This window comes from Mesorhizobium sp. LCM 4576, assembly GCF_001854815.1.
In the GTDB taxonomy this organism is placed as follows: domain Bacteria; phylum Pseudomonadota; class Alphaproteobacteria; order Rhizobiales; family Rhizobiaceae; genus Mesorhizobium; species Mesorhizobium plurifarium.
Genome location: NZ_MDDT01000039.1, coordinates 12728 through 29959 on the forward strand (window position 1 = coordinate 12728; position 17232 = coordinate 29959).

Here is a 17232-nt window from a genome sequence, read left to right on the forward strand (position 1 = left end):
CCGGCTACAGATGCACGTAAGCCGTCAGCGGCAGGTGGTCGGAGGCGACGCGCGACAGCGGCGTGTCATGCGCCTCGACGCCTGAAACCAGATCGTGTCGGTTGCCCATGATGCGGTCGAGCGCCAGCACCGGCAGGCCCGACGGGAAGGTGGGCACCGCCGGCGGCGTAGGCCCGAAGGTCGTGTGCAGCGTGTTCAGCGCCGAGCGGTTGCCGAGCCGCCATTCGTTGAGGTCGCCGAGCAAGAGCGTCGGCCTCTCGTCGGCGCTGCTCATGATGTCGAGGACGACGCGGGCCTGCTCGGAGCGCGAGCGGCGCAAAAGGCCGAGATGGGCGGCAATCACGCGCAGCGACCGTTTCTCGTCGAGATCGATTTCGGCGACCAGCGCGCCGCGCGGCTCCAGCCCCGGCAGCTTGAGCTGGTGGACGTCTCGCACGGTGCCGCGCTTGAACAGGAGCACGTTGCCGCGCCAGCCGTGTCCCTTGCCGTTGCCGGTGACCGGCACCGGCACCAGCCCCGTTTCCAGTTCCAGCCGGGCAAGGTCGAGCAGCCCGGCGCGGTCGCCGAAGCGGTTGTCTGCTTCCTGCAGGGCGATCACGTCGGGGCTGATTTCGCGGATGACGCGTGCCGTCCTGTCGGGGTCGAACCTGCGGTCCGTGCCAATGCATTTATGGACGTTGTAGGAGGCAACGACGATCTCGGCGCCGTTGACGCGCTTGCGCGGCGTCGCCTTCGCCTTGCGCGCATTTCTGGCGCGGATCGACAACAGCACGGTCTCCGGCAGGCTGCGTCCTTTGATGTCGTCTATCTCCATGATCCTGCTGCTCGATTTCCTGCTCTAAAGATAGGGCGATCCCAGCCACAGCAAACGGTCGAAGACGCGGACAATGAAGGGTCTTTCCTTCAGCGTCTGCAGCGTCACCGGCTGCGCGGTGGAGATGGCCGCCTCGATGCGGGCGTCAATCTCGGCGGCGAAGTTTTGATCCAGGACTTCCATGTCGATCTCGAAATTCAGCCTCAGCGAACGGGCGTCCAGGTTGGAGGAGCCGACATAGGCCCACACGCCGTCGATCGCCATCAGCTTCGAATGATCGAACGAACCTTCGTGGCGCCAGACCCGGCAATAGTGCTTCAAAACCTGGTCGAACTGCGCCGTCATCGCATGGTCGACGAGGAAAAGGTTGTTCACCGCCGGCACCACGATGTCGATTTCGACGCCGCGCCGGCCGGCCGTGGTCAGCGCGCTGATGAACTCCCGGTCCGGCAGGAAATAGGGCGACATGATGCGGATCGATTTGCGCGCCACCGAAAACGCGCCCATCAGCAGCTTGAGATTGGTTTCGTTGGACGCGTCCGGCCCGGTCGCGACCGCGCGCACCAGCATCGGCTGCCCGGGCGGCGGCGCGGCGCGTTCGACCTGCCAGGGCCCGTCCTTCAAGGCCTCGTTGCCGGCAAAGCGCCAGTCCTCGGCGGCAACCGCGAACAGATCGGCCACCACCGGCCCGGTGACCTCGAAATGGGTATCGCGCGAACTGTCTGAACCGGCGAATTCGGCTGAGAATCCCTTGCGGATGTTCATGCCTCCCGTGAACGCCACCGTGCCGTCGACGATCAGGATCTTCCTGTGGGTCCTGAGATTGGCATAGGGAAGTCTCAGGCCCATGACGATGTTGCCGTTGAAGAGATCGACGGTGACGTCGGCCTCCTTCAGTTGTTTCAGAATACTGGGCACCGAGTAGCGCACGCCGACGGCGTCGATCAGCACCCGCACGGTGACGCCGCGCTTGACGGCGTTGCCGAGCGACTGGACGAAAAGCGCTCCGACCGCGTCATTGTCGAAGATATAGGTTTCCAGAAGGACGCTTCTTTGCGCGGCGTCAATTGCCCGGCACATCRCCGCATACGCCTCGTCGCCGGTCTTTAGCACCGCGATGGTGTTTCCGGAGGTGAGCGGACGCCGCGCCACCCTGTCGCCGAGCGTCTTCAGCCCGGTGAAKCGTTGCCCGTATTCGGCGTTGATCAAGGCTTCCAGCGCGACGTCGCGGTCATGCCTGGCAGCGGCGGCCTCGGGCGAGACCGGCCGCATGGCGCTGATCGTCGCGCGGCGGATGYGGTTGATGCCGGCGATCGCGTAGATGATCGCGCCGAGGAAAGGCGACAAGAGCATCACGCCCACCCAGCCGGTGGCGGCGCGCACGTCTTCCTTCGTCATGATGGCGTGCACGATGCCCACCGCCGCCATCGCCAGCGAGAGGACCAGGATAAGCGTCGACCAGTGACTCGCAATCGCCTCGAACATCGGCCCGACTATTGTGCGGGCCGGCGCAGAAGGCAATGCGGACGGTCAAGGCTATTCCGGCAAATGGGCGCCAGCACGGCAATGCGCCGCCTGTACCTCGACGGCACGCGCCATTTTCCTTGCCTGCCGCGTGAAGAATGTCACGGGGCGGACGCAGCGACCTTCGGGCGGGTGCCGCGTCCGAACTCGACGTCCCAGCTGCGTTCCGCCGGGGCGGATTCCCCGCTCAGCCCGAGTTTGGGGAAAAGCAGTTCGGCGACGTTGAAGACCTCTTCCAGATGCGGGTAGGCGGACGCGATGATCGTTTCGATGCCGATCTCCTGATACTCGCGGATTCGCGCCGCGACATTGTCGGGATTGCCGACGAGCGCGGTTCCGGCGCCGCCGCGCACCAGCCCGGGCCCGGCCCACAGATTCGGACCGATGACCAGCTTGTCGCGCCGGCCCTGATGCAAAGCCGACATACGCTTCTGCCCAACCGATTCCGAGATGTTGACGAAGCCGTTCTGGGCTTCGGCGATCAGGTCGTCGGTGACATGGCTGATCAGCCGGTCGGCGGCGGCCCAGGCCTCGTCCTCGGTTTCGCGCACGATCAAATGGATGCGCAGGCCGAAGCGGATCGTGCGGCCTTGCGCCGCCGCCGCTTTTTTCACGCGACCGATTTTTTCGGCGAGCTGGTCCACCGGTTCGCCCCAGCTCAGATAGGCGTCCACATGCTTGGCGGCGATCGCGATGCCGGCATCGGAAGAGCCTCCGAACCAGAGCGGCGGATGCGGTTGCTGAATGGGCGGGAAAGAGATGTCGGTGCCGTGCGCCGAGAGGTACTTGCCCTCGAAATCGGCCGGCTCACCGGAAAGGATCCGCCGCCAGATGGTCAGGAACTCGTCTGTCTGCGCATAGCGCTCGTCATGAGCGAGCTTATTGCCGTCGCCCGCTAGGTCGGCCGGATCAGCCCCGGTGACGACGTTGAGCAGCACCCGGCCGCCGGAAATGCGGTCCAGCGTGGCCGCGTGGCGCGCGAACAGCGCCGGAGTCCCGCTGCCCGGCCGGAGYGCCACCAGGAACTTCAGCCGTTCGGTGAGCGGGATCAGCCCGGCGGCCACGATCCAGGCGTCCTCGCACCGTGTGCCCGTGGGCAGAAGCACGCCCTTGAAGCCAAGCCGGTCGGCGGCCTGGGCGATCTCCTTGAGATAGCCGAAGGTCGCCGGCCGGTGGCGCTCGTCGGTGCCGAGATAGGGGCCGTCGCCATGGGTCGGCAGATACCAGTAGAGATCGAGCGGACGGGCGTTGTTGCCGGACATCGGATAGTTCCTTCAGCGATTGCGGAATCCGGGAAGCAAGCCTCAGAGCTTGCCTTTCCAGGGGATGAGGCGATGTTCCAGCCAGCGCATGCCGCTGGTGAAGGCGAAGGCAAGYGCGGCGATGACGATGAGGCCGACGAACACGACATCGGTCGCGAGGAAATTGGCCGCCGACATGATCATGTAGCCGAGGCCGGACTGGGCCGCGATCAGCTCGGCCGCGACCAGTGTCGACAATCCGGCGCCGATGGYGATCTTCAGGCCAGTCAGGATTTCCGGCAGTGCGGACGGTAGGACGATGCTGGTGAAGAGCTGCAGCCGGCTGGCGCCGAGGGACAGCGCCGCGTTGATGCGTTCGACYGGCACGGAACGGACACCCGCCTGTGCAGCAAAGCAGATGGGCGCGAAGGTCGACAGCGACAGGAGAACGATCTTGGAAGTCTCGCCGATGCCGAGCCAGATGATCAGCAGAGGCAAATAGGCCAGCGGCGGCAGGCCCCAATAGAGATCGATCGGCACGCTGAAGATGCCTTTGACCCAGCGGTTGAGCCCCATGAGCAGGCCGAGCGGAATGCCCACGAAAATGCCGACGCCGAGCGCCGCGCCTATGCGGCCGAGGCTTGCCAGCGTGTGGTCGAGCAGCGTGCCGTTGGCATAGCCGTCGGCCGCGACGGCGGTGAACTGGGTCAGCACATCGGCCGGCGACGGCAGGAAAAGCGGCGACGCCCAGCCGAAACGCGCGGCGAGGAACCACAAGGCGATCAGCCCCGCCAGCGTGACGAGGCTGATACCGAACGTGCTTGTCGATGCGGCCCGGCGCGGTTGGAGAGAGGGCTTCCGCTGAGCCGTCGCGGGCTGGAACGAGGTTGGGGAATTGGCGGCAAACGTCATTGCAAGGTTCCTGTGCGGGCGCCTTCCGGCTGGTGGATGAGCGAGCGGATTTCCTGCCGCAATTCGATGAAACGCCGGTGAGACTGGATCGGCCCGATGTCGCCGCTTTCGGCGAAGTCGCGCACGAAGTCGGCGTCGAAGCGGGCGACGATGCGGCCCGGCCGGGGCGACATCACGACGATGGTCGTCCCGAGCGTAAGCGCTTCCTCGATCGAGTGGGTGATGAACAGGATCTGCTTGCCGGTCTTGGCCCAGACCGAGGCCAGCAACTGTTGCATCGTCTCGCGCGTCAGGCTGTCGAGGGCGCCGAACGGTTCGTCCATCAAAAGGATTTTCGGATCGGTGGCCAGCGCCCGGGCGATGCCGACCCGCTGGCGCATGCCGCCGGACAGTTCATATGGCGGCTTTTCGGCGAAATCGGCGAGGCCGACCAGTTCCAAAAGGTGCCTGGACCGCTCATGGCGTTCGCCTCGCGGCACGCCCCGGTACTTCAGGCCAAGCGCGACGTTGTCCAGCACATTGGCCCAAGGCAGCAGGGTGTCCTTCTGGAACACGACGCCGCGATCGCCGCCTGGCGCCACGATCTCCTGTCCGTCGAGCGTGATGGTGCCTTCGGAGAGCGGCAGGAAGCCGGCGATCGCGTTCAGCAATGTCGACTTGCCGCAGCCGGAAGCACCGACCGCGACAACGATGGAAGCGGGAGCGATATCGAGCGAGACGTGATCGAGCGCATGCACGTCCTGGCCGTCGGAAGCCGGAAAAGTGACACTGGCATCGCGGATTCGAAGCATGGTGGCCTCCGGGCGATTTGGCCGGCGCGCCGGCCAAATCGCGTTTCTTCAGGGATTGCTAGTTCGAGGCCTTGGCCACTTCCGCGTATTGCGGATCGGCGAAGGCCGCGTAGCTGTCCTTGATCGAGGTGATCTTGTGCTGGTCCTTCAGGAAGCTCGCGGTGTCCTTGAGGATTTTCGCGACCGCGCTCTTTTCGCCGCCCCCCAGCCATTTGTCGGAAACCTGTTCGTCGAGCGGCGGGACCACGGTCGTCTTCAGCTGTTCCGAATTCTCGGCCGCCGTGCCGCCCTGCAATTTCGCGATCGCCTTGGCGCTCTCGGAGTCCGGGCCCCAGGCGGCCGGGTTGCTCAGATAGGCCTGGTTGTAGCCGTCGATCAGCCGCACATACTGGCCGAGGAACTCCGGATTGGCCTTGGCGAACGCGCCTGTGACGACCAGYGCGCTGAAGGTCGGCGCGCCGCGATCGGCGACCTGGCCGGCGGTAAGCAAGACCTTGCCGTTCTTCTTGAGTTCGGACAGCGCCGGATCCCAGACGAAGCCCCCGTCGATGTCGCCGCGCTTCCAGGCTGCGACGATCTCGGGCTGCGGAATGGCGATGACCTGGGTTTCCTTTTCGGAAATGCCTTCCTGCTTGAGCACGGCCAGAAGCTGATAATGGTCGGTCGAGACCGGCGCCGCGGCGAGCTTCTTGCCGCGCAGATCCGCCGGCGACTTGATTTCGGGCCGCACCACCAGGGCCTCGCCGTCACGCGAGACCGACGAGATGTAGAACGCTTTCACGTCGATACCCTTGCTGACGGCAGCCGAGAACGGGCTCGACCCGACATCGCCGATCTGCACATCGCCGGATGCGATGGCGGCGAAGATGTCGGCGCCGGAATTGAAGCGGCGGAATTCGATGTTCCACCCGGTCTTCTTGGCAAGGTCGCCATTGGCGATGCCGAGATTGTAGGGGTTGGCGCCGGTCTGGTAGGCGATGACGACTTTCTTGTCGTCCGCGGCGTTCGCCGCGGTGTGCGCGGACGCCAGGGCAAGCCCGAAAAGGGCGGCGGAAATCAATTTTCGCATGGGCTTTAATCCTTTGAACGGAGGGCACTGCCTCGATTGCAGCCACCAGTGGGCCGCGAATTAAAGTCGACTAACCCGATAGAATTAGACAGAAATGATATTCCGAAAGGGCGATCCGCGATGAAAAAGAATTGAGCTGAAATGCGAGGTGATCCCGCAGGGTCATTCTACGCAGGCACAGGTCGTGCCTCGCAGAGGCCCGCCGGCTGCGAGGCCGAAGCGTGGCGTTACGACTGTCTGGCGGCAAGAACCGCGGTCATCCGATCGGCCAGTTCCGCGATCGGTCCCGTTTTTTCCCAGGCATAGATCGAGACCGCCATCGAGGGTTCGGCGCCGAACGCCGCATRGGACCGGACATGACGCCCGGCCACCGCGCTTTTGGGCAGCAACGAGAGGCCGAGCCCGGCCTCCACGCCGATCAGCACGTTGCGCAGGCTGCTGCCGGAGAAGGCGATGTACCAGCGCCGTTGTTCGCGTTCGATCCGCTCGAACATGGCCTCGCGATAGAGGCCGCCGGGCGGAAAGGCGACGAGCGGCACCGGATCGGCCCAATCGGATTGACGGTCAGCGCTTTCGAACCACGCCAGGGGTTCGGGAAAGCTCGCCCGGCAGTCGGGCTCGGCCACCGCTTCCTTGACCACCACGATGTCGAACTCGCCGGCGCGGTAACGCCGGGCAAGGTCCCGGCTCAGGCCGGCGGTGACGTCCAGCCGCGCCGCGCGGTTGTTCTTGGCGAAGCCGCCGAACACCTCCGCCATCTGCGAATTGACGATATCCTCGGGCACGCCGATCCGCACCGGCGCGGTGCCGGCCGGATCGCCAAGCGCCGTTTCCGCCTCATGCTGCAAGGCAAGGATGCGCCGCGCATAGCCTAGCAGGCGTTCGCCCGCGGCCGTCGGCTGGATCGGCCTCGTGTCGCGATCGACCAGACTTTGGCCGACCGCGTCCTCCAGCCGGGCAAGCTGCTGGCTGATCGTCGATTGCGTCATGTTGAGCCGCTCCGCGGCCTGCGTGAAGCTGCCGGCGTCGGCAATCGCGATGAAGGAACGCAGAAGGCGCGGATCGAGCATCTTTTCCGTTTCGTCGGTGCATCGGTATCGGTCATTTAAAATCATAATGCGGTGGATGCATATATTTAATTTCTAAATGTAGATGCGCGGCCCTATCTGGAAGCGCGGACAAGGCCATGCGTGGCCGCTACCGCAGGAGCCAGGAATGCGTCGTCTCTTTTTTGCTTTTGCCTTGCTGGCGCTCGCTTCCGTTTCGGCGATCGCCTCAGGAGAAACCATGCGCACCACCCCTTTGCATGCAGCGGCCGCCRCCGACGACGTGGGCGCCATCGGCAGGCTTTTGTCGCAGGGCGCCGCGATCGATGCGCGCGACGGCACCGGCGCCACGCCGCTCCTTGTCGCCACGCACGAGAACAAGATAGCAGCCGCCAAGGCGCTGATCGCTGCCGGTGCGAACGTCAACGCCAAGGACAATATCGAKGACAGTCCTTACCTCTACGCCGGGGCGCGTGGGCATCTCGAAATCCTCAAGCTGACGCTCGCGCATGGCGCCGATCTCAAGAGCATCAACCGCTATGGCGGCACCGCCCTCATCCCGGCGTCGGAGCGCGGCCATGTCGAGACCGTGCGCACGCTGCTCGAGGCCGGTGTCGATGTCGACCATGTCAACAAGCTCGGTTGGACCGCGCTGCTCGAGGCGATCATTCTCGGCGACGGCGGCGAGCGCCACCAAAAGATCGTCGAAGTGCTGATCAAGGCCGGAGCCGACGTCGATCTCGCCGACGGCGATGGCGTGACGCCGCTGCGGCATGCGCGGGACCGCGGCTTCAAGGAGATCGAGAAGCTCCTCACGGCCGCTGGCGCAAGCTGAGAAGAATGGGCGGTGCCATGAACGGACAAAAGGGCATCGAGGCGACTTCCAGCCGCGTTCTCATGCTTGCCATGGTCGCCCTGGTCGGGCTCAACCTCAGGCCGTTCATCACCGGCATCGGTCCGCTGGCGGCGGGCGTGCGTGCCGAGACCGGTCTCGGCACCCAGGGCGTCGCGCTGCTGACGCTGGTGCCGATACTGCTGATGGGGATCCTTGCCTTTGYCGGTCCTTCCCTGCAGGCGCTGATTGGTGCCAGCCGGGCGGTCATCGCGGCGCTGGCCATCCTCGCCCTCGCGTCCTTCCTGCGCCTCTTCGTGTCGACCGGTTTCGGGATGATAGGTACCGCCGCCTTGCTCGGCCTGGGGGCGGCCGTCGTTCAGGCTGTGTTCCCCGGCATCGTCAAGCGGCAGTTCCCCGGCCATGTCAGCCTCGTGATGGGGCTTTATTCATCGATGCTGATGGGCGGCGGCGCGGTTGGCGCGCAGCTCGCGCCGCTGATCGCCACGGCCTCGGGCGACTGGCATTTCGGGCTCGCCTGGATGGCGTTRCCGGCATTGATCGCAGCGGTGCTCGCCTTGGCCTGCTTGCCGCGCGACGCCGTCCGCCCGCAAGGCATGAACGCGGCGGCGGCCCTTCTCAAGCGGCCGCGCACCTGGCTGCTGATGGCTTGCTTCGGCCTCGTCAATGGCGGCTACTCGACCGCGGTGGCATGGCTTGCGCCTTACTATCAGGAACAGGGCTGGACGAGCGGCTCAAGCGGCGGCCTGCTGGCGGTCATGGCCGTAGGGCAGGCGCTCTCGGCCCTGCTGCTGCCGGCCCTTGCCGGCAAGAGTGCCGACCGCCGGCCGTGGCTCTGGCTGACCTTGGCCATGCAGGGCGCTGGTTTTGCCGGGTTGATCCTGCAGCCCGGGACCGCGCCCTTCATCCTCGCGCTGCTGCTGGGAGCGGGGCTCGGCGGCTCCTTCTCGCTCACCATGATCGTCGCGCTCGAACATCTGCCGGACCCGGCGGAAGCCGGCGCGCTGTCGGCCATGATGCAAGGCGGCGGCTYCCTCGTCGCCGCGATACCGCCCTGGATCGTCGCGGTGCTGCACGACATGACCGGCGGTTTTCGCGCCGGCTGGCTGCTGCATCTCGGCTGCATATCGATCGTCACCGTGCTGACTTTCCGCCTTGCGCCCGGCAGTTATGCGCCGGCAATGAAGTTACGGACACCTGAACCGGTCGCGGCGTGATGCAGGCTCACCAGCCGGAACCCGCCTAAAGCTTCCTGAAGAAGCCCGACAGGATGTTCGGACCCGTTTCGCCCGGCCGTAGCCGGATCCCGTCCTCGAAGCAGTTCAGCGTCACGCATTCGAAGCCGCCGGCTGCGAGCAGCGCCACCAGCGAGTCGCGGTCGAAATGGTGCAGGTGCTCGTTGGGCAGGCGCATGCGCCACTTGGCGAACCACGCGTCGCCGTCGGTGCCGAGCTCGCGCCAGCGGCAATAAGGGACGGCGACGGCCAGGTGGCGAGCCTGAAGGCGCGAGAGGAAGCTCAGGTCCGGGATGTGCTCGAGCACGTCGAACATGGCGACAAGATCCCATGAGCCGGCGAGCGCCTGATTCCAATCGACGAAGCGGACACCCTTGGGCAGCGGGAACTCGGCGATATCGCAGCCGGCGCAATCGGCGACGCCGGTTATCTTGGCGGCTTCGATGAACGTCCCGGTACCATATCCGATTTCCAGCACCGAGCGAGGAACCTCACCGGTGATGCCGAGCACCCAGCCAAGCCGCTGATAGCCGAGCTTGATGGTCCGGTCGCTCAGGTCCTCATAGTAGGAAATATATTTCTTGTCGTATTTGATCGGCGTGAAGTCGATCTGGTGGATCACACCGAACCTGTCCACCTCATAATTGTCCAACATTTGCCCACGGCCCCCGGAATTCCTTACAAGGTCAATTACACGCAGCCACGGTCTTGAGCGCTTCGGCCCGGGAGGTGGCGGGCAGATTTCCGATCCGTCGAACGGATGCGTAGAACCTCGGATAGTCGCGCGCGCATAAGTCGAACAAGCGAAGGAACGCTGGAACCTCTTCGCCGTAGACGGCAGTCGCGGCAAGCTTTGCGTTGTTGATCGGGCTGTCGAACCAGGCGTCGTAGCCGCGGTATCCGGCCCATCGCCGGTCGCGCATTTGTCGGTAGCGCGTCCGCAGCCTGTCGATCGTGGCTGCCTTGGCGGCCGCCATCTGCTCCGGACCGCGCGGGCTTCCATAGACCTGTCGCAGCTCGTCCCGGGTCTTCGCGATCAGTCCGAGAAAATCGGCCTTGYGCTTGTGGTCGATTTCGTAGCTGCGCAATCCGGCGCGATTGCCGGTGGCGCGCAGSCATTTCCTTGTACCGGTGGTTTCGACGGAAACCGCGAAAGCCTCGTTGAACGCGGAGTCGCCGTTCACATAGACTTTCTGGTGCGCCAGCTCGTGGAAAACAAGGCTTGCGAGGTAGGTGTCGTTCTGGCGCAGCATGGTGCTGAGCAACGGGTCGCTGAACCAGCCGAGCGTGGAATACGCCGTAATGCCCGTCACATAGACGTCCAGCCCCTGTCGTTGCAGTTGAGCGGCATTTTCGAGCGCGTCCTTGCGCGAGAAATAGCCTTTGTAGGGAACGCATCCGAAGACCGGAAAGCACCATGTTACCGGCGCGAGCGAGAATTGCGGCGCGGCGAAGACCGCCAGGGTCACATCATTGCGGCCGACATCGACATAGCTGCGGTAGCTGCTGTTGTCGGGCAGCGCCAGTTCTTCCGTGGCAAAGCGGCGTATGGCGCTGGCCGAGGTCAACTTGGCGCGCAATGGTTCCGGCGTCGACGGATTATGGATCAGCGTCGCAACATTCTTCCGCGCGRCCATGATCTCGACATGGCCCTCCAACGACTGCGCATAATAGGAAATGCTGGTGCATCCGGCCACGCCGGACATCAGGACTGCAGCGGCGAGCAATCGAAAAATGCGCTTCAAAGCCTGCCCACCGCCTGCTCTTCTCCTCGGGAGCAAATGTTCCCATGCTCCTCATGTCTCAAACAGGCGGACCTGCTTCGTCAAGACCAGAGAACGCTGCTGCCTACTGTCGATTTGACGAGCCGGCGTCGGATCATGCGCCATGCGGCGCTCATGGACAGGTTACCGCCCGTCTAAATGGAACCGAAGTACGGCTCGCGCGTTGTGCCTCTCGCGGGAGTGTGCCCGCAAGGGGACGTTTTTCATTCACGACAGTCTTTATCGCTATCAGCCGGGGCTGTGAGGGGGCGCTGTGAGTACGTTGAGATCCAAGCCGCAATTGGACCGCCGCCAGATTTTGAACGCGCTCAAGGCCTTCCGCCGGGGCGATTTCTCTGTGCGTATCGACAATGTCTATGAAGGCCTCGATTCCGATATCGCAGACACCTTCAACCAGATCGTGGAGATCAACGATCAGGTCACGCGCGAGTTCGAGCGGCTGAGYAGGGTGGTCGGCAAGGACGGGCGGATCGGTGAGCGCGGCCACGTGCGCAATGCCACGGGCAGCTGGGAAACAAGCGTCCGCTCCGTCAACGATCTGATCGAGGACATGGTTCAGCCGACCACCGAGGTGGCTCGCGTCATTGGTGCGGTTGCCAAGGGTGACCTGTCGCAAACCATGATGGTGGAGATCGACGGCCGGCCTCTGCGAGGCGAGTTTCTCCGCATCGGCAAGGTCGTCAACACCATGGTCGGGCAGTTGGGGTCCTTCGCTTCGGAGGTGACGCGCGTTGCCCGCGAGGTGGGCACCGAAGGCAAGCTCGGTGGCCAGGCGCGGGTGAAGGGCGTGGCCGGCACCTGGAAAGACCTGACCGACAACGTCAACGCCATGGCGACCAACCTCACCGGACAGGTCCGCAATATCGCCGAAGTCACCACGGCCGTCGCCTCGGGCGACCTGTCGAAGAAAATCACCGTCGACGTGAAAGGCGAAATCCTGGAGCTCAAGAACACCATCAACACGATGGTGGACCAGCTCAATTCGTTCGCCTCGGAAGTGACGCGCGTGGCGCGCGAGGTCGGCACCGAAGGCAAGCTCGGCGGTCAGGCGCGCGTCGAAGGCGTCGGCGGCACCTGGAAAGACCTTACCGATAACGTCAATTCGATGGCCGAGAACCTGACCGGTCAGGTCCGCAACATCGCCGAGGTCACGACAGCCGTCGCGCTCGGCGACCTTTCGAAGAAGATCACCGTCGATGTGAAGGGCGAAATTCTCGAGCTGAAGAACACCATCAACACGATGGTGGACCAGCTCAACTCGTTCGCCTCCGAGGTGACCCGCGTGGCGCGTGAGGTCGGTTCCGAGGGCAAGCTGGGAGGCCAGGCCCAGGTACGTGGTGTCGCGGGCACCTGGAAGGATCTGACGGATAATGTGAACTCGATGGCCGAGAACCTGACCGGACAGGTTCGCAACATCGCCGAAGTGACGACGGCGGTCGCGTCTGGCGATCTGTCGAAGAAGATCACCGTGGCCGTTCAGGGCGAGATATTGGAGCTCAAGGACACCATCAACACCATGGTGGACCAGCTCAATTCCTTTGCGTCGGAGGTGACGCGCGTTGCCCGCGAAGTCGGCACCGAGGGCAAGCTTGGCGGCCAGGCCGACGTGAAGGGCGTCGGCGGCACCTGGAAGGACCTGACCGACAGTGTCAACCTGATGGCTGCCAATCTTACAGGCCAGGTGCGCAATATCGCCGAAGTGACCACCGCCGTCGCGCGCGGCGACCTGTCGAAGAAGATCACGGTCGACGTCAAGGGCGAAATCCTGGAACTGAAAGACACCGTCAACACGATGGTGGATCAGCTCAACTCCTTCGCTTCGGAAGTGACGCGCGTGGCGCGTGAAGTCGGCTCGGAAGGCAAGCTTGGCGGGCAGGCWCATGTGGAAGGCGTTGGCGGCACCTGGAAGGATTTGACCGACAATGTGAACGCAATGGCCGGCAATCTCACCGTGCAACTGCGTGACGTCTCCAAGGTCGCGACCGCGATCGCCACTGGCGACTTGACGCAGAAGATCACGGTCGATGCCTTGGGCGAGATCCTGCAGATCAAGGACGTCATCAACACGATGGTCGACCAGCTCAATTCGTTTGCCTCGGAAGTGACGCGCGTCGCGCGCGAGGTCGGCTCCGACGGCAAGCTGGGTGGGCAAGCACAGGTTCGCGGCGTGGCCGGCACGTGGAAGGATCTGACCGACAATGTGAATGCCATGGCCGCGAATTTGACCGGCCAGGTGCGCAATATCGCCGAGGTGACGACGGCTGTCRCCCTTGGCGACCTTTCCAAGAAGATCACCGTCGACGTCAAAGGCGAGATCCTGGAGCTGAAATCCACCATCAACACCATGGTCGACCAGCTCAACTCCTTCGCCGGCGAGGTGACGCGTGTCGCACGCGAGGTTGGCACCGAGGGCAAATTGGGCGGCCAGGCCCAAGTCCGAGGTGTTGCGGGCACATGGAAGGACCTCACCGACAACGTGAATTCCATGGCCGAAAACCTCACCGGCCAGGTGCGTAACATCGCTGAAGTGACCACCGCCGTCGCACGCGGCGATCTGTCGAAAAAGATCACCGTGGATGTCAAAGGCGAGATCCTGGAGCTGAAGTCGACGATCAACACCATGGTCGATCAGCTGAACTCCTTCGCCGGGGAGGTGACGCGCGTGGCGCGCGAGGTCGGTACCGAGGGCAAACTCGGCGGCCAGGCCCGCGTCGAGGGTGTTGCCGGCACCTGGAAGGATCTGACGGACAACGTCAACCTGATGGCCACCAACCTGACGAACCAAGTGCGCGGTATCGCGGATGTCGTGACCGCGGTGGCGCAGGGAAATCTGCGCCGCAAGCTCACCGTCGATGCCAAGGGCGAGATCGCCTCGCTGGCCGATACCATAAATGGCATGATCGAGACGCTCGCCACCTTTGCCGACCAGGTGACAAACGTCGCGCGCGAGGTCGGCATCGAAGGCAAGCTCGGCGGCCAGGCTCGCGTGCCGGGCGCGGCAGGGCTATGGCGCGACCTGACCGACAATGTCAATCAGCTGGCAGCCAACCTCACCACGCAGGTGCGAGCTATCGCCGAAGTGTCGACGGCAGTGACCAAGGGTGATCTGACACGATCCATCAGCGTCCAGGCGTCAGGCGAAGTGGCGGCACTCAAGGACAACATCAACGAGATGATCCGCAACCTCAAGGATCAGACGCTCAAGAACGCCGAGCAGGATTGGCTGAAGACCAATCTGGCGCGGTTCTCGCGCATGTTGCAAGGCGAGCGCGATCTGGCGACGGTGTCGCGCCTGATCATGTCCGAGCTGGCGCCGCTGGTGAATGCGCAATACGGCGTCTTCTATGTGACCAACCGGGAAGAAGACGAGTCCTATCTCGAGCTCGCCGCGTCCTACGGGGCTGAAAGCAAGTCGGCGATGAAACAGCGTCTTGATTGGCGCGAGKGCTTGATCGGCCAAAGCGCCGCCGACAAGCGCGCGATCGTCCTCGACAATGTGCCGCCGGACTTCCTGCGCATCACATCGGGCCTCGGCAACGCCACACCGGCCAACGTCATCATCCTGCCCGCGCTCTTCGAAGAGGAAGTCAAGGCCGTGATCGAGCTTGCCTCCTTCAGCGAGTTCCGCGACACGCACCAGTCGTTCCTCAACCAACTGATGGAATCGGTCGGCATCGTGCTCAACACGATCGCGGCGACGATGCGCACTGAAGGGTTGCTCAAACAGTCGCAACTGCTGACCTCGGAATTGCAAGCACGCCAGACGGAACTAACCAAGAAGCAGGAGGAACTGCACGCCACCAACGAGGAGTTGCAGGAAAAGGCGCAGCTGCTCGAAAACGAAAAGAAGCAGGTGGAGAACAAGAACCTGGAAATCGAAATGGCGCGGCGAGCACTTGAGGAGAAGGCCGAACAGCTCGCCCTGACCTCCAAGTACAAATCCGAATTCCTGGCCAATATGAGCCACGAGCTCCGCACGCCACTGAACTCGCTGCTCATTCTCTCGAATCTGTTGGCCAGCAACCAGCAGGGAAATCTCAACGACAAGCAGGTCGAGTTTGCCCGCACCATCAACTCGGCCGGTACTGACCTGCTCAGTCTCATCAACGACATCCTCGACCTGTCGAAGATCGAGTCCGGCACCGTTTCCGTCGAGATCAATGACATGCCGCTGGCGCATCTGCGCCAGCACATGGAACGCACGTTCCGTCAGTTGGCCGCCGACAAGGGACTGGGCTTCACGATAGAACTTGACCCGGGACTTCCGGAGACAGTGCGCACCGACGAGAAGCGGCTGCAGCAAATCGTGCTCAATCTGTTGTCGAACGCGTTCAAATTCACGTCGACCGGTAACGTCAGCCTCACCTTCAGGCCGGAGAAGACCGCGCGGCGCAACGGTGCCCAGGCGCCGAAGGCGCTCGCTATCGCGGTCACCGATACCGGTATCGGCATTCCCGATGATAAGCAGAAGTTGATCTTCGAGGCTTTCCAGCAGGCCGACGGCACCACCAGCCGCAAATATGGCGGCACCGGGCTCGGCCTGTCGATCAGCCGTGAAATCGCGCGGCTGCTCGGAGGCGAACTGAGGGTGGAGAGCACGCCAGGCAAGGGATCGACATTCACGCTCGTAATCCCCATGGAGGGTCCGAGAGCGGTTCCGCAGCCCGTGATTGTCGAACAGGAGGTGGTGGCTCCGGCGGCTGGTGTTTCCGTCCCGGAATTGATCGACGATCGCGATGCCCTCTCGCCCGAAGACAGGGTCGTGCTTATCGTAGAGGACGATCCCACCTTTGCAGGACTGCTGCTGGGCATGGCGCGCTCGGCGGGCCTCAAGGGCGTCTTGTCCACCGCAGGCTCCGGGACAGTAGCGCTCGCCAGGAAGCTGGTGCCGGATGCGATCACGCTGGACCTCGGTCTTTCGGATATCGATGGCTGGGTGCTGTTCGATCTTTTGCGGCACGATCCCAAGACCGCCGGCATCCCGATCCATGTCATCTCGGGTGCGGAAGATACGGCGGGCCTGTTGCGCAATGGCGCCGCCAGCGTCTCGACCAAGCCTGTGTCATCTGACGACCTCATGAAGGTGTTCGAGGACATTCAATCGAGCCAGTTGCGCATCCAGCGCAATGTCCTGATCGTGGATGCCGATCMCGAGCGGCGGCTTGCCCTGGTCGAAGGGATCCGCGATGGCGTCACTTCCGTCACACCTGTCGGTCGGATCGCTGCAAATGGTCGGGGAATAGACTTCGATATCTATGACGCGATTGTGCTGGGCTTTGGGAGGTCGGGCAAGGACAACGCCAAGATGATTGAGGAGATCGCGGCCTCGCTCGAGAGCCTGTCATCCAAGCTCGTGTTCTTCGCACCCTATCCGGAGGCTCTGGAGCAACTGATCGGGCTCAAGCCGGAATTGGCGGACGTTGCCCGTGCCGAGAATTTTGGCCAGTTGGCGCTGCTGATGTCGGCAACCCTGCCGCGAGACAGTCACACCAATGGGGCCGCGACCTCCCAACGATCGGACAAGACCGACCTTGCCGGCGCCAAAGTCCTCATCGTCGACGAYGACATCCGCAACATCTATTCGCTGACCAGCGTGCTCGAAACATATGGTATCCAGGTTTTGCATGCCGAGCGTGGTCGCGATGGCATCGCGCTGCTCGAGCAAAATCCAGACATGGATGTCGCGCTCATCGACATCATGATGCCTGAGATGGACGGCTATGAGACGATGCGGCAGATACGCGGCATGCCATCGATCGCGCACGTCCCCCTTATCTCGGTGACTGCCAAGGCAATGAAGGGCGACCGGCAAAAGTGCCTTGATGCCGGTGCTTCGGATTACATAGCAAAGCCTGTGGACCTCGACCTTCTGCTCGCGCTGCTCCGGGTCTGGATCGGTCGATCGCGACAGCACGCCCAGCCGGCAGAGAAGCTTGTGGCGRCCATGTGACGGGTCGCCAATG

At 63.6% G+C, this 17232-nt stretch carries 12 protein-coding genes; 3 read left to right on the forward strand and 9 right to left on the reverse strand.

The window, feature by feature from the left end; all coding sequences use genetic code 11:
- Window positions 1–4: 4 nt before the first annotated feature.
- From LCM4576_RS21475 to LCM4576_RS21505, 7 genes are all read right to left on the reverse strand, one after another.
- Window positions 5–814, reverse strand: a complete 810-nt coding sequence (locus tag LCM4576_RS21475) for an endonuclease/exonuclease/phosphatase family protein (RefSeq protein WP_071034513.1) — start codon at window positions 812–814, stop codon at window positions 5–7.
- A 24-nt stretch (window positions 815–838) separates the two neighbouring features.
- Complete coding sequence (locus LCM4576_RS21480) at window positions 839–2299, reverse strand: phospholipase D-like domain-containing protein (RefSeq protein ID WP_071034515.1); 1461 nt, start codon at window positions 2297–2299, stop codon at window positions 839–841.
- Window positions 2300–2439: 140 nt separating this feature from the next.
- A complete protein-coding gene (gene ssuD, locus LCM4576_RS21485) occupies window positions 2440–3600 on the reverse strand; it encodes an FMNH2-dependent alkanesulfonate monooxygenase (protein WP_040986659.1) in 1161 nt (386 codons plus the stop codon).
- Between the two features lie 42 nt (window positions 3601–3642).
- The gene (locus tag LCM4576_RS21490) at window positions 3643–4491 is read right to left on the reverse strand and encodes an ABC transporter permease subunit (protein WP_071034517.1); all 849 of its coding nucleotides are present in this window, start codon (window positions 4489–4491) and stop codon (window positions 3643–3645) included.
- A complete protein-coding gene (locus LCM4576_RS21495; protein WP_040986655.1) occupies window positions 4488–5282 on the reverse strand; it encodes a taurine ABC transporter ATP-binding protein in 795 nt (264 codons plus the stop codon). The genes LCM4576_RS21490 and LCM4576_RS21495 overlap by 4 nt, the downstream gene beginning before the upstream one ends.
- 58 nt (window positions 5283–5340) lie before the next feature.
- Entirely contained in the window at window positions 5341–6351 is a 1011-nt protein-coding gene (gene tauA, locus LCM4576_RS21500) for a taurine ABC transporter substrate-binding protein (RefSeq protein WP_041009698.1), read from the reverse strand.
- A gap of 227 nt (window positions 6352–6578) precedes the next feature.
- Window positions 6579–7421, reverse strand: coding sequence for a LysR family transcriptional regulator (locus LCM4576_RS21505; RefSeq protein ID WP_071034611.1), 843 nt, complete (start codon window positions 7419–7421; stop codon window positions 6579–6581).
- Between the two features lie 145 nt (window positions 7422–7566).
- Between LCM4576_RS21505 and LCM4576_RS21510 the strand changes: the two genes are divergently transcribed.
- Window positions 7567–8232 carry an ankyrin repeat domain-containing protein gene (locus LCM4576_RS21510; RefSeq protein WP_083361457.1) on the forward strand — a complete coding sequence of 222 codons (666 nt, stop codon included), beginning with the start codon at window positions 7567–7569 and terminating at the stop codon, window positions 8230–8232.
- Between the two features lie 17 nt (window positions 8233–8249).
- Window positions 8250–9467, forward strand: coding sequence for a cyanate transporter (locus LCM4576_RS21515; protein WP_071034519.1), 1218 nt, complete (start codon window positions 8250–8252; stop codon window positions 9465–9467).
- 25 nt (window positions 9468–9492) lie between these two features.
- On the opposite strand, the gene LCM4576_RS21520 is transcribed toward LCM4576_RS21515, so the two are convergent.
- The gene (locus LCM4576_RS21520) at window positions 9493–10122 is read right to left on the reverse strand and encodes a class I SAM-dependent methyltransferase (protein ID WP_244510861.1); all 630 of its coding nucleotides are present in this window, start codon (window positions 10120–10122) and stop codon (window positions 9493–9495) included.
- Window positions 10123–10171: 49 nt separating this feature from the next.
- Window positions 10172–11191, reverse strand: coding sequence for an aminopeptidase (locus LCM4576_RS21525; RefSeq protein WP_071034523.1), 1020 nt, complete (start codon window positions 11189–11191; stop codon window positions 10172–10174).
- Between the two features lie 331 nt (window positions 11192–11522).
- On the opposite strand from LCM4576_RS21525, the gene LCM4576_RS21530 reads away from it, so the two are divergent.
- Complete coding sequence (locus LCM4576_RS21530) at window positions 11523–17219, forward strand: HAMP domain-containing protein (protein ID WP_071034525.1); 5697 nt, start codon at window positions 11523–11525, stop codon at window positions 17217–17219.
- Window positions 17220–17232 lie beyond the last annotated feature (13 nt).

Bases quoted from the DNA above. Each gene is read 5' to 3' on its own strand.
- LCM4576_RS21475 (WP_071034513.1), bottom strand. From the start codon at position 814: ATGGAGATAGACGACATCAAAGGACGCAGCCTGCCGGAGACCGTGCTG.
- LCM4576_RS21495 (WP_040986655.1), bottom strand. From the start codon at position 5,282: ATGCTTCGAATCCGCGATGCCAGTGTCACTTTTCCGGCTTCCGACGGC.